The following is a 13730-nucleotide window of genomic DNA, read 5'->3' on the forward strand; positions in this document are numbered from 1 at the left end:
TGAATACTTCTACCTATAATCTTGCACGAATCATTTTGTTGGCCGCCACAATGGTCGTCTCCACTTGTATTCTGGCCGCAGAACCGGCAGACGGAAAAAACCTGCTACAAGTGGTTGAAGCCACCATGCAGCCAGGCGCAAAATTGAATGTGCAGCTACAGTTGTCGCAACCTCTGGCAACTACCCCTGTCAGCTTCACGTTGAGTAATCCGCCCAGAGTAGTATTCGATTTGCCAAACGCAGTCAATTCGACAGGCAAGAATGTGATCCCTATTAATCAAGGGGTGTTAAAGTCAGTGCAGATCGCACAAACCAATGATCGTACTCGTATTGTTATGAATTTAACAAAACCAGTACAACATCAATTGGAGTTACATGGTTTGTCTTTAATGGTCGGTTTAATTCAGGAAGGGCAAGAGATCCCCGTCGCTACAACTGCAGCCAAGCGTTTTTCAGAGCAAGATGCAGGGGCAGCACACAAGATTCAACGTATCGATTTTATGCGTGGTAAAAATGGTGAAGGCCGCGTGTTAGTTGATTTGTCCGATAGTCGAGTTGGTGTGAATGTCCGCAATGCGGGAAAAACAGTGGTAATTGATTTTGCAGATACGGATCTGCCCGAGTCACTGCAGCGACGCCTGAATGTGATTAACTTCAACACGCCCGTGCTATTTGTTGATGCATTACGTCACCACCACCAAGCGCAAATCGTCATTGAACCACAGGGCGATTGGGAGCAGTCCGCTTACCAAACCGATAAAAGGCTAGTAGTGGATATCCGACCAATCGCAAAGGACCCTAACAAACTGATACAAGGCTCTAAACAGGGCTACGCTGGTGAAAAGTTATCTCTAAACTTTCAGCGAGTAGACGTGAGGGATGTTCTGAAAGTGATCGCTGATTTCACCGGTAAAAATATTGTTGTTAGCGACTCGGTATCTGGAAGTGTGACGATTGGTTTGAAAGATGTGCCTTGGGATCAGGCTTTGGATGTGATTATGAAAAGCAAAGGTCTTGATATGCGAGTTAACGGCAGCGTTATTTCGATTGCGCCTGCAGAAGAATTTGCAGCTAAAGAAAAAGCACAGCTGACCGCTGAGGCTGAGCGTGAAACACTGGAAACATTACGTACAGAAGTGTTTTCACTAAAGTATCAAAAGGCGATGGATTTTAGAAATATGCTGTTGGGCGGAGGGGCAGGCACAGGCGGCAGTAGTTCGAGCATGTCTAGTGCTTCCACAAGTTCTTCAGCTGGACGTATGAATCGTATTTTATCTCAACGTGGCAGTGTCACCTTTGATGCAAGGACAAATACCATTTTCGTTCAGGACACGCCCAGAAAGCTCGAAGAAGTTCAGGCAATAATCAATAAAGTGGATGTGCCGGTTAAGCAAGTTATAATTGAATCACGCATGGTGATTGCTTCTAATACTTTTTCTAAAGCTTTAGGGGCGCGTTTTGGAATTTCGCAGACTGGAACGCCAGGCAGCAATACTAACGTGTCAATTGGAGGCAGTCTTGGAAATAAGACAACAGCTTATACAGCGCCGACAACGGCAGGCACTAATGGCACTTATACCTTGGGGACTCAGGGAGGGACTGTCCAAAGCGCGACAATTGGGGATTATATTGTGAGCTCTAATGGTCAGCCGGATTTGATGTCAAATTTACCTGTCACCAATGCTTACGGCGGGATTGCGCTGAGTCTGCTTAAACTCTCGGCTAACTTGTTACTGAATCTTGAGCTCTCAGCGTTAGAGGCTGATTCGCGGGGTAAAGTGATTTCAAGTCCTCGAGTGACTACAGCCAATCAGCAAAAGGCGCGTATAGCTCAAGGGGTGGAAATTCCATATCAAACCGCAACGAGTAGTGGCGCGACAGCGGTCAGTTTTAAAAAGGCTGAGTTGAGTCTGGAGGTGACACCACAAATTACACCCGACCAGAAAATTATTATGGATCTGGATGTGCGCAAAGACAGCAAGGGTGAAGAAACGTCCGGCGGTGTCGCGATCAACACGCAAAACGTGCAAACGCAAGTGCTGGTGGGTAACGGTGAGACCGTGGTATTAGGTGGGATTTATGAGCAAGTGTCACGTAAATCTACGGACAAGGTGCCATTTTTCGGTGACTTGCCTGTGGTGGGTTATGCCTTCAAGCGCAACACCAGACAGGAAGATAAAACGGAGTTGCTGATCTTTATCACGCCTAAAGTCATGGACGAAACGCTGGCCTTGAACTGATCATTGCATGGCTTGCTGAACGATTACTGACAGCAGACAGGCTTTGCCTTAAAATGCCCAACTGAACAGTTGGGCATTTTTATGGGTACGCAAATACCAAATAACATTTTTTTGATCGGGTTGATGGGGGCAGGCAAGACCACAGTTGGCAAATTGATTGCCAAAAGTCTGGGCAAGACCTTCTACGACACGGATCATGTCATTGAGCAGCGCACGGGCGTTAAAATCCCGACCATCTTCGAGCTGGAAGGCGAAGCTGGCTTCCGCAAGCGCGAGACCGCCACGCTAGAGGAGTTTGCGCAGCAGGAAAATATCGTGCTGGCCACTGGCGGCGGTGCCATCATCGCCCCGGAAAACCGCGAAATTCTCAAAAAATATGGCTATGTGATTTATTTGCGTGCAAATGTGAATGAGCTGTATTTACGCACGCGCAACGATAAAAACCGACCGCTGCTACAGAATGTCGATGTCAAAGCCAAATTGGAACAATTGTTCCATGCCCGCAATCCACTCTATACCGAGACTGCTCATCTGATCGTCGATACCGGTCATCAGCCAGTCGCAGTGATTATCCAGAAAATTGAGAGCGCCCTGAAAGCGTTGGAGCCGTCATGCAAACCTTAACCGTCAGCCTGGCTGACCGTAGCTATCCTATCCATATTGGGAATGGCCTGTTACATCAGGCAGACCTGATATTGCCTCACCTCAAGCGCAAGCAGGTGGCGATTGTCAGCAATACAACGGTCGCGCCTTTGTATATGCAGAGCATTGCCCAGCCGCTACGAGAGGCCGGCGTGAGCGTGATTGAAATCATTTTGCCGGATGGCGAGGCCTATAAAAATAATGAGACCTTACAAACGATTTATGATCATCTGCTACAACACCGCTGTGAGCGGAATACCACGCTGATTGCGTTGGGTGGAGGGGTGATTGGCGATTTGACCGGCTATGCTGCGGCAACCTATTTGCGGGGCGTACCGTTTATTCAGGTGCCTACTACTCTGCTCTCGCAGGTGGACTCCAGTGTCGGTGGTAAAACCGGCATCAACCATCCGCTCGGTAAAAACATGATAGGCGCGTTTTATCAGCCCAAGCTGGTACTAGCGGATATTGATACCTTGAGGACCTTGCCGCAACGCGAGTTGTCTGCCGGCGTGGCTGAGGTTATCAAGTACGGGCTGATTCGGGATGCTGATTTTTTTAATTGGCTGGAAACCAATATGCCCGCCCTGATGGCGCTGGATCATGCTGTAGCCAGCTATGCCATTTACCGTTCATGTCAGAACAAGGCCGAAGTGGTGGCTGCGGATGAGCATGAGCAAGGCGAACGCGCCTTGCTCAATCTGGGCCATACGTTTGGTCATGCCATCGAAAATGCCATGGGTTACGGTGTCTGGCTGCATGGCGAGGCAGTGGCGGCGGGCACCGTGATGGCGGCTGACTTATCGCAACGCATGGGCTGGCTAGATGCGGCACAAGTCGCGCGTATCAAAACCATCATGCAAGCCGCCAGCCTGCCGGTGACTGCCCCTGATTTAGGCGCGGATGAGTATTTGCGTTTGATGCAACTGGACAAGAAAGTGGCCGATGGCCGCATTCGCCTGATTCTGCAACAGGCGATAGGCAAAGCCGTGATCACGGCTGATTACGATGCAGATAAACTTAAACAGACGCTTTCGCTGGCGGCCTGATTCAGAAAGCCCATGATGACACTCGCCGTTTTTGCTGCCCATCCAGAACAGTCTCGTGGCCGCAAGGTCGGCGAGCAGGAGTCCCCGTTGCGCAATGTTTTTCAGCGTGACCGCGACCGGATTATTCATTCCACGGCCTTTAGGCGACTCGAATACAAAACGCAGGTATTTGTAAACCATGAAGGTGACCTGTTTCGCACGCGTCTGACGCATAGTATCGAGGTCGCGCAACTGACACGCGGTATCGCGCGCACCTTGGGCTTGCACGAAGATTTGGCCGAGGCTATCGCGCTGGCGCATGATCTTGGGCACACCCCGTTTGGCCATGCCGGACAAGATGCGCTCAATCATTGCATGAAAGACTATGGCGGTTTTGAGCACAACCTGCAGTCCTTGCGCGTGGTCGATCTGCTGGAAAACCGCTATGCCAGTTTTGATGGCTTAAACCTCACTTTCGAAGTCCGTGAAGGCATCCTCAAACATTGCTCGCGCAAAAATGCGCAACTTCTGGGCGATGTCGGTGAACGTTTCTTGCGCGGTGAGTCGCCCAGCCTTGAGGCCCAAGTCACCAACTTTGCTGACGAAATTGCCTATAACAATCATGACGTGGATGACGGCTTACGTTCCGGCCTCATCACCATCCAACAGCTATCCAATATCCAGCTATTTGCCGAAAATATGCATGAGGTTAAAAAGCAATATGGCGAGATTGAGGAAAAACGGCTCATCCATGAAACCATCCGCCGCATGATCAATGTGCTGGTGGTCGATTTATGTCAGCATAGCCAGCAAGCGATTGCGCAGTTGAATCCGGGCAGCTTAGACGATGTGCGCAAAGCACCCGCCTATCTAGTCGGCTTTAGCCAGCCGGTCGTGCAAAAGAATCACGAATTAAAACAGTTTTTGCGCAAGCACCTCTATCAGCACTACCGGGTAAATCGCATGAGTGCCAAGGCCAGGCGGATTATTGAAGAGTTATTTAAGACCTTTATGGATAATCCGGCCTTGATGCCTGACGAGCACCAATTGGCAGCCAAGCAGGATCAGGCGCGGGCGGTGGCTGACTACATTGCCGGGATGACTGACCGTTATGCCATCCGTGAGCACAAACGCTTGTTTGCCGTTGAGGAGCACTGGTAGTGCGTGGATGATTGCGATGCAATAAAACAAGTGCAATAAAAAAGCTGCCCTTAGGCAGCTTTTTTATTGCTTGATAGCTTTAGCCTTATTTGGCGACTTGTTTCTCGCGCATTTCATCCAGCGTTTTGCAGTCTATGCACAAGGTGGCGGTTGGGCGGGCTTCCAGGCGCTTGAGGCCAATTTCGATCCCGCAGCCTTCGCAGTATCCGTAGTCACCACTGTCGATGTTACGCAAGGTTTCGTCGATTTTCTTGATCAGTTTGCGCTCACGGTCACGGTTGCGCAGTTCCAGCGCCATGTCAGATTCCTGGCTGGCACGGTCATTCGGGTCAGCAAAGCTGGTCACTTCGTCCTGCATGGTATGCACGGTACGATCAATATCGTGACTCAATTCTGCTTTCCAGTCATTCAGGATTTTGCGGAAGTGATCCTGCTGCTTTTTATTCATGTATTCCTCACCGGCGGCGGGCTGGTAAGGGGTAAAGGATTTGTTAACGGTATCTGCCATGATGGTTCCAACGAACGAAACTTCGAATAGTGAATGCCTGTAGCGGCATGGTTTATTGCATTACGTCAATCAACAATCGCGCGAGTTTACACCAGTTTCAAACCCCTGCAAAGCCTATTCGCAAGGGCAAGACTGCTTCGGCTTAAGCTTGCTCACTGAGTTCCAGCGCCTTCAAGGTATTTTCCATCAGCGTGGCTACAGTCATTGGGCCGACGCCACCAGGCACCGGCGTAATATGGCTGGCACGCTGGCTGGCAATCGCAAAGTCAACGTCGCCGGTGATCTTGCCATCAGGCAGGCGATTAATCCCAATATCGACCACAATAGCGCCAGGTTTAATCCACTCACCCTTGACCAAGCCAGGCTTGCCCACCGCGGACACAATGAGATCGGCACGGCTAATATGGCTTTGTAAGTCTTTGGTGTGCCGGTGACAGCTGGTGACGGTGCACCCGGCCAACAGTAGCTCCAGGCCCATAGGGCGCCCAACGTGGTTAGACACGCCAACGACAACGGCGTCCAGCCCCTTGATCAAGATCCCGCTGGCTTGCAGCATCTTGATGACACCGTAAGGCGTGCAGGAACGTAATAAGGGCTGGCGTACCGCCAGGCGGCCTATATTGTAGGGGTGAAACCCATCCACATCTTTGCCAGGATCTATCAGCGCCAGAATGGCAGACTCATCAATATGATGGGGGAGCGGGGATTGCACCAGAATGCCGTCAGTGTCAGGGTCGGCATTCAGTGTTTGAATGAGCGCGAATAAGGCCTCTTGCGTGGTGTTGGCTGGCAGGTTATGCGCAATTGAGACGATCCCGACTTTTTCGCAAGCCAGACGCTTGTTGCGCACATAAATGGCCGAAGCCGGATCATCCCCGACAAGGACAACGGCCAGGCAAGGAGCACGTTTGCCATCAGCCAGCCGTTGGTCGATTTTGGATTTGATTTCTTCTAATAGTTGATTCGCAATTTGCTTGCCATCAATAATCTGAGCGCTCATGAGCAAAAAATTTGTCGTAAAAAAGATAATTTTATCACATCGAGATTGACACAAATTCGTGAAATCGGTTATATTTCTGCTTTCGGCGTGTAGCGTAGTCTGGTAGCGCGCCTGCTTTGGGAGCAGGATGTCGGGAGTTCGAATCTCTCCACGCCGACCAGTTTCTCTGGATTGCCTGATCGGCATGTAACTACTTTATCTGCTCGTAGCTCAACTGGATAGAGCACCAGCCTTCTAAGCTGGGGGTTACAGGTTCGATTCCTGTCGGGCAGGCCAAAATTTCAGCCAATTTCTCTCAGTGGTGGCTATAGCTCAGTTGGTAGAGCCCCGGATTGTGATTCCGGTTGTCGTCGGTTCGAGCCCGATTAGCCACCCCATTTTCACTTTTCTGCTTCAACTTCACAATTTAGTCCTACAAATCGGTTCTTTTCCTAATTAAGAATCATTCTTCCCTTTGTTAAAGTGTTCGAAACAACATCTGTCGAACACATGCCTAGTCATTTAAATTTGAAAAAATTTATGCAAAGCCTGATCGGCCTGACACAGGTCAGGGAGAGCCTTGCATTGGATCCAGCGCTACTCTCGTTGATGCAGCACTGGATGTGTATTTTTGCTGCCGAGGAAAAGCCGATCCGGATGCAGGTATTGTCGCGTCGGCAGTTGGTCTCGGTGATGGACTCTCAAGATGAGATGGATCCTGCTTTTGAAGCGTGGCCTAGCGATGTTTATGCGTTGCTTTTAAATTACCTGGATCAGGAAACTCGGCAATCTGTTTGCCTGGACACTGCAGCGGGCAAGTTGCACATTTTTCCGCTCAAACAAAGTGTTGCCCATAAAAATGCCATACTGTTGATTCAGCATGCGCAGTTAACCGCAGAAGCGATCGCGCTTGTAGAACAATGTTTGCAGGTATTTAATCACTATGCCGGCTTGATTATTGAAAACGAGCGGGATGCACTGACTGGATTGCTTAACCGCAAAACCTTTGATAAGTGTGTGAGCAAGATTTTGCTTAATGACTACAAGCCAGAATTCCGGTTTCCGTTACACCATTATCTAGTTATTTTTGATATCGATTTCTTTAAAAAGATCAATGACAGCTATGGTCATTTGATTGGCGATGAAGTCTTGCTGCTTTTATCCCGTCTCATGCAGGAAACCTTCCGTGATGGCGATTTGCTGTTCCGCTTTGGTGGTGAAGAGTTTGTGGGCGTATTTTCATGTGCTGATAAAGATGACATCGTCATGCTGCTAGAGCGCTTTCAGCAAGCCCTTGCTGAATATCGTTTCCCGCAAGTCGGGCGAGTTACCATCAGTATCGGTTATTCCAAAATGTCACCGCATTTGCTGCCGAACACTGTGCTAGAGCGGGCAGATGAAGCACTCTATTATGCCAAAGAGCATGGCAGAGACCAGGTCTGCTGCTACGAATCCCTGGTTGAGCAAGGCTTACTCAACGACAGCATCATTAGCGGCGAAATCGAGCTTTTTTAAACGCCCTCTCTCGCACTGGTTGACCAGATTGCGCCGGATGGATTGACAGTTAACATTGCTTATATTTAATATATGTTAAAAAATGTCAATAATCATTTGGAGGGGGTTGATGCGTATTGCGCTCATCCTGTGGTTGGTGATTGGACTCGCTGCCTGTAAAAGCCAGCCCCCGGGCAGCGCTACGCATGCGCAGTTGCATTTACCCTCAACCCCTTCAACCCCTCAGGCCGACAACGGTTCGGCTAGCTTCCCGGAAATTGAAACGGCAGACATTGTTTCTACCCCAGCCATCAAGCCCCCCGCGCTCAAGTCGGCCATCCCCACCATCTTGATCAATCTGGTCGTCCGCGAAGCCCCCGTGCAGGAGGTCCTGTTTGCCATGGCTCAAGAAAGCGGCCTGAATTTTGATGTGCATCCGGCCTTGATCGGTAAAGTCACTTTAAATGCGCAGCAACAGTCGGTGCACGCGATTCTTGCGCGCATGGCCAGGCAAGTCGATATGTATTATGAATGGTCAGACGGGGTGTGGCTGGTGACACCGGACACGCCGGTGATTCGTAGCTACAAACTCAATTATGTGAACATGAGCCGCGATACCTATGGCTATATTGGCGTGGCCAGTGAAATCAATGGCGCTGGCCGTGGCGGCATGGCCGCAGCCGGTAACAGTAATGCGCAGGTGCAAGCATTGCCGGCACAAGGCGGCAGTAGTAATAGTTCCAGAACCGCAGTCACCTCTCAATCCCGCTATCACCTGTGGGAGAGCGTGGTAGACAATGTACAGCTTCTGCTGGATGAAACGGATAAAGCCGGTAGTGCACGGGCAGAAGTGATGGATCACCTGCCCGCAACCGTGATCATGCCATCGAGCGGTTCTGATAGCACGCCAGGCAGTGCCGAAGTCAGTGAACTCAAAACATCAGCTGAACCCATCTTACCGTCGCCATTGCAAGAAAAGACGCAGCAAGCGCAACGCCGTTGGCGGGCTTCCAAACTGATTGCAAACGCCGAAACTGGCATCTTGACCATACGTGCCTCGCAGAGTCAGCAGGCGCAAGTCAAAGCCTATCTGGAATCTGTGATGCAGGTTGCCGCCAGGCAGGTCTTGATTGAAGCTACCATTGTAGAAGTTGAGCTGAATAAAAGTTTTCAGATGGGCATAGACTGGAGTCGCCTGTCAGCCTCGGCGCAACAACGGGGCTGGCTGCTTTCGCAATCTTTGGGCAGCGATGCGGCCCAGTTTAACCGCACCACTGGTCAGTGGGAGAGCAATAACAGTAAAAATGCCTTGGGTCAGAACAATGGTAACGTGGCGTTTATGTTGAGCTACTTAAATCCTCTCAGCCGCTTTGGTAATTTAAGTGCCAGTGTCACCTTGCTTGAGCAGTTTGGCAAAACGCGTGTCCTCTCCAGTCCCAAGCTCATGGTGCTCAATAATCAGACGGCCATTCTCAAGGTGGTCGATAACTTGGTCTACTTCACCATCCAGTCGCAAATTTCGCAAAGCAGCAGTAATAGCGGTGCTAATTTGCAAGCAGTGACGACCACGGCCAATACGGTGCCGGTAGGCTTGGTCATGGCTGTCACGGCACAAATCAATAGTCGCCAGCGCGTCAATTTAAATGTCAGGCCGACGGTGTCCAAGGTGCTGCGCTATGTCGAAGACCCCAATCCGCAATTAGGCAGTGGCAGCAGTCGGATTGTGAGTAGCGTGCCCGAAATCCAGGTACGGGAAATGGAGTCTGTGCTCAATGTAGCCAGCGGCCATATCGCCGTTTTGGGCGGCCTGATGCAGGATGATCAGCGTGAATTTAGTGACCGCGTGCCTGGCCTCTCGCGATTGCCTATCATCGGTCAGGCATTTATTGGCAAAAATCAGGCCGCCAAAAAGACCGAGCTGATTGTGTTTTTGCGGCCCACCGTGATTGGTCGGGCCGATGTTAACACGGGCGATTTGCGATCGTTTCAACCCTTGCTGCCAGACGCCTTGCCTACTGATGTATTTGAAATGAATGTCGAGGAGCCATCATGATGGCTTTTCAAGCATGGCTGGCTGATTCAAAACGCCCCTTGCGCTTAAATAAAAATGCATATGCAAAATCGCTGATGATCACCGATTGGCAGCAGCTTGAGCGGCGTATCATGGGATTGTTGTGGCTGATGCTGATCATTGCGTCTTGCTGCGTAGTGCGACAAGGCTGGGATATCTTTTCAGCGGCATCCGCGCTGGACAATCATGCTGCGCCCAGATGGGTAGATGCAAAGCCATTCGTCACTCCGGTTAAGCCGTCACCAATCGGTGAGCAAAAGTCTCGATTGCAGGAGGAACCTAGCGTATTTGCTTTACATGCGCCAGCAAAAGCTGAGCAACCTTCCGTAGCCACACCCAGTCAGAGTGAGCCTGCGCAGAGCCCATCACCCTCACTCCGTCAAAATAACCCGCCTCGTTGGGTCATGCAGGTACAGCGTGGACCATTGCCGACCTTGTCCTCCATCAGTCTTCTGGCGCAGGCGCGTACGGCATTACAACAGGAGAAACTGCAAAATGCGCAGCCTCTTTATGCGCAACTGTTGGCGCAAGATCCGCATCAACTCGAGGCTTTAGTCGGCATGCTTTATATCAGCCAACGGCTGGGTGATCAGGCGCAATACGAGCACTATTGGCTGCGCGTTCGGCAACTGATGCCAGGGGTCGAAGCCAATGCTGCTTTATTTGCGCAACTACTGGAGCAAGAGTGATGCGGATCGGAGAGTGGATGCTGGCGAAAGGCATGATTACTTCGGATCAGCTTGATATCGCACTGATCGAGCAACGCAAGCAACAATTGTTGCTTGGTCAGCAGTTGGTCAGGCTGCACTTTGTCACCGACGCCATGGTGAGAGACGTGCTGGCACAGCTGCATGTGCAAGAGAGTATGGATTTGCAGTATGTGATGCCCGACCCGGCGTGGATCGCCAAAGTGCCAGAAACCTTTGCCAGGCAACATCGCTTGTTACCGCTTGATCTGACACCAGATCAGCAATCGTTGCGGATTGCGGTACAGGATCACCAGAACGCACACGCGATTGAAGCACTGAAACATTTATTAGGTGGTGGCATTACACTGACGCCTGTTCTGGCGACCGAAGTCCAGATAGAGCAGGCGCTGGATCGGTGTTATGGACATAGCCTGTCGCTAGAGCGCTTGTTGCAGGAAATCGAGCAGCAAGAGGCTGCAGTTAGTCTTTCGCCGGTGGCTTCCGCCTCTCATCCCGTGATCCGGCTGGTGGATGCCATCTTGGTCGATGCCGTCAAACAAGGCGCCTCGGATATCCACTTCGAGCCTGAACAGGCGTTTGTCAGGATACGCTACCGCATTGATGGCGTGCTTTGGCAGATCCGCTGTTTGCACGATCGCTATTGGCCCGCCATGTGTGTGCGCCTCAAAGTCTTGGCTGGCATGGATATCGCTGAGCAGCGTATGCCGCAAGACGGCCGCGTGAATCTGTTCTTGTGCGGGCGCGAGGTCGATTTCAGGGTCTCCAGTCATCCTACCCTGCATGGTGAAAACTTGGTGCTGCGCGTGCTGGACAGGCATAAATCCATTATTCCGCTGTCGCAGATGGGTATACGCTGCGCGCAGTTGGCGTCTTTAAAAGCCATGCTGGCAAAACCGGAGGGCTTGTTAATCGTGACGGGCCCGACCGGGAGCGGTAAAACCACTACGCTTTATTCCATGCTTGGGCATCTCAATCAGACCGGGGTGAATATCATGACCCTGGAAGATCCGGTTGAGTATCCGCACCATTTAATGCGGCAAACCTCCGTCAACGAAGCCAATAAGGTGGATTTTGTCACTGGTGTGCGCGCCATTTTGCGACAAGACCCCGACATTATGCTGATTGGCGAGGTCAGAGATGAAGCCACGGCCGCTATGGCGGTGCGCGCCGCCATGACCGGACATCTGGTGATGACCACCTTGCATACCAATCATGCTGCAGCTGCCTTTTTACGCTTGCAGGATTTGGGGATTCAGCCGCATACCCTGGCCGGTTGCCTAGTTGGGGTGATTGCCCAGCGCTTATTGCGACGCTTATGTCAACACTGCAAGCGCCAAGCTTCCCCGGACCCACACCTTTTAGCCATGTTTCAATACATCGATTCAGCGTGCATTCCTGAAAGTTTCACGTGTTTTGAAGCGGTTGGTTGTCAGCATTGTCGACAAAGTGGTTATCAAGGCCGGACTGTGGTGATGGAAATTTTGTCCATGCATTCTGGCTTGGAGGAGGCGCTCACGCCACTCTCGCTGCCAAGGTTACAGCAGAACGCACGATCATATGGTTACACCACGCTGGCCGAGGAGGGGGTGCGATTAGTGATGGCAGGCGAAACTAGTCTGCAAGAATTAAAAAGAGTGGTCGATTTAAGTGTGCTTGAGGCCAATGTGCTGGATGTAAGCAGGCCTGTTTAAAACGATGACAAGCTACCGATACACCGCGATTGATAAGACGGGCCACTTAACACGGGGCTATGGCACCTCCGACTCTGAAGAGGCGCTGGCTGCATCCCTGCAGCAGCAAGGCTTGGAATTGCTGACGGTGAAGCTGGGTGAGCCATTGCGCTGGCGACAGCCACGCGTGCACCCCAAAATGTTGATCGTGTTTTGTGTGCAGCTGGAGCAGCTATTGCAAGCCGGCTTGCCTCTCTGTCAGGCCATTGCGGTCTCGGCAGAACAAGCCGAACAGGCGGTGATGACCGAGGCCTTACGTGGTTTGTTGCGCGATCTTGAGGCGGGCAAATTACTTTCACAAGCGTTGCAAGCGCAGCCCAAGGTCTTCCCAGCCTTGTTTTATCAACTGGTCAATGCTGGTGAACGGACGGGTCAGCTCCCTGAAACATTTGGCCAATTGAAGGCCACCCTCACGTGGCAATTTGAGCTGAGTGCACAAATCAAGCGGGGACTGAGCTATCCCGCTGTGTTATGCGTGATGGTGATGATTGCCGCATACGTGATGCTGACCTTTCTGGTGCCGCAAATGGCAGGTTTTTTGCAAAGCCTGGGGCAGTCTCTGCCATGGAGTACACGATGTTTGTTAGCCCTGTCAGAGGGTGTCATGCACTATGGGGCTTATCTGCTATTGGCGATATTGCTGTCCCTGGTGAGTGTGACTCTAATCGTGCGGCACTCGGAAAAATGGGCTTATAAATGGGATAGCATGATGTTGCGATTGCCGGTGTTTGGCCGCTTGCTAAGAGCATGGGTGATCACGCGGCTGTGCAGGTTTCTTGGATTGATGTACCAGGCCGGGATTCCGCTGTTACAGGCATTGCAATGGTGCCAGCCCTTGCTGACGCAGCGTGTCATGGCCCGCGCACTTGAGGATGTGTCTGCGCGCGTACAGGCCGGTGAAAGCCTCACCGCCAGCTTTGCGGCTACCGGGCAGTTTCCGCCACTGATGCTACACCTGCTCAAGGTGGGTGAAACCACAGGTGGACTGGATCGCATGTTGTTTCAGTTGGCTGACTATTATGACCGGGACGTGCAAGCGCGGATCCAGTCGCTATTGCGCATGTTGGAGCCCGCGCTGACCATTTCACTGGGGTTGATGTTGCTGTTTTTGATGGCCGCCGTCATGTTGCCGGTCTATGACAGCTTTTCAACCATCAGGTACTAAAG

General features: G+C 51.3%; 11 protein-coding genes and 3 tRNA genes. 12 read left to right on the forward strand and 2 right to left on the reverse strand.

The genetic code is table 11. The features are described 5' to 3' along the window. Positions 1-50: 50 nt before the first annotated feature. The 4 genes from pilQ (at position 51) to Q9292_RS03650 (ending at position 5071) form a co-directional block, all read left to right on the forward strand. Positions 51-2240, forward strand: coding sequence for a type IV pilus secretin PilQ (gene pilQ / locus Q9292_RS03635; protein ID WP_409934470.1), 2190 nt, complete (start codon positions 51-53; stop codon positions 2238-2240). An 81-nt stretch (positions 2241-2321) separates the two neighbouring features. Continuing rightward, a complete protein-coding gene (locus Q9292_RS03640) occupies positions 2322-2864 on the forward strand; it encodes a shikimate kinase (protein ID WP_194748987.1) in 543 nt (180 codons plus the stop codon). After that, the gene (aroB, locus tag Q9292_RS03645; protein WP_313984869.1) at positions 2852-3931 is read left to right on the forward strand and encodes a 3-dehydroquinate synthase; all 1080 of its coding nucleotides are present in this window, start codon (positions 2852-2854) and stop codon (positions 3929-3931) included. The genes Q9292_RS03640 and aroB overlap by 13 nt, the downstream gene beginning before the upstream one ends. Before the next feature lie 12 nt (positions 3932-3943). Continuing rightward, a complete protein-coding gene (locus Q9292_RS03650) occupies positions 3944-5071 on the forward strand; it encodes a deoxyguanosinetriphosphate triphosphohydrolase (RefSeq protein WP_313984872.1) in 1128 nt (375 codons plus the stop codon). An 85-nt stretch (positions 5072-5156) separates the two neighbouring features. On the opposite strand, the gene dksA is transcribed toward Q9292_RS03650, so the two are convergent. Together dksA and folD are read right to left on the reverse strand one after the other, a co-directional pair. Further along, positions 5157-5579: an RNA polymerase-binding protein DksA gene (gene dksA, locus Q9292_RS03655; RefSeq protein ID WP_018986915.1), complete on the reverse strand. Its 423-nt coding sequence runs from the start codon at positions 5577-5579 to the stop codon at positions 5157-5159. Between the two features lie 142 nt (positions 5580-5721). Beyond that, on the reverse strand, positions 5722-6579 hold the full coding sequence (gene folD / locus Q9292_RS03660) for a bifunctional methylenetetrahydrofolate dehydrogenase/methenyltetrahydrofolate cyclohydrolase FolD (RefSeq protein WP_313984876.1): 858 nt from the start codon (positions 6577-6579) through the stop codon (positions 5722-5724). Positions 6580-6662: 83 nt separating this feature from the next. Here folD and Q9292_RS03665 point away from each other — a divergent pair. The 8 genes from Q9292_RS03665 to Q9292_RS03700 all read left to right on the forward strand — a co-directional run bounded on the left by Q9292_RS03665 (position 6663) and on the right by Q9292_RS03700 (position 13728). Further along, positions 6663-6739, forward strand: a tRNA-Pro gene (locus Q9292_RS03665). 39 nt (positions 6740-6778) lie between these two features. Then, positions 6779-6855: transfer RNA gene (locus Q9292_RS03670), tRNA-Arg, on the forward strand. 25 nt (positions 6856-6880) lie between these two features. Further along, positions 6881-6956 (forward strand) — tRNA-His (locus Q9292_RS03675). A 142-nt stretch (positions 6957-7098) separates the two neighbouring features. Beyond that, positions 7099-8073 (forward strand): GGDEF domain-containing protein, encoded by a 975-nt coding sequence (locus tag Q9292_RS03680; protein WP_313984878.1) that lies wholly within the window; start codon positions 7099-7101, stop codon positions 8071-8073. A 109-nt stretch (positions 8074-8182) separates the two neighbouring features. Then, complete coding sequence (locus Q9292_RS03685) at positions 8183-10105, forward strand: hypothetical protein (protein ID WP_313984882.1); 1923 nt, start codon at positions 8183-8185, stop codon at positions 10103-10105. Beyond that, positions 10102-10812: a hypothetical protein gene (locus Q9292_RS03690; RefSeq protein ID WP_313984884.1), complete on the forward strand. Its 711-nt coding sequence runs from the start codon at positions 10102-10104 to the stop codon at positions 10810-10812. Before Q9292_RS03685 ends, Q9292_RS03690 begins: the two co-directional genes overlap by 4 nt. Then, positions 10812-12524 (forward strand): GspE/PulE family protein, encoded by a 1713-nt coding sequence (locus Q9292_RS03695; RefSeq protein WP_313984887.1) that lies wholly within the window; start codon positions 10812-10814, stop codon positions 12522-12524. Before Q9292_RS03690 ends, Q9292_RS03695 begins: the two co-directional genes overlap by 1 nt. 4 nt (positions 12525-12528) lie before the next feature. Next, a complete protein-coding gene (locus Q9292_RS03700; protein WP_313984890.1) occupies positions 12529-13728 on the forward strand; it encodes a type II secretion system F family protein in 1200 nt (399 codons plus the stop codon). Positions 13729-13730: the final 2 nt, after the last annotated feature.

The sequence above is a fragment of the Methylophilus sp. VKM B-3414 genome (assembly GCF_032248435.1).
Lineage (GTDB): Bacteria > Pseudomonadota > Gammaproteobacteria > Burkholderiales > Methylophilaceae > Methylophilus > Methylophilus glucosoxydans.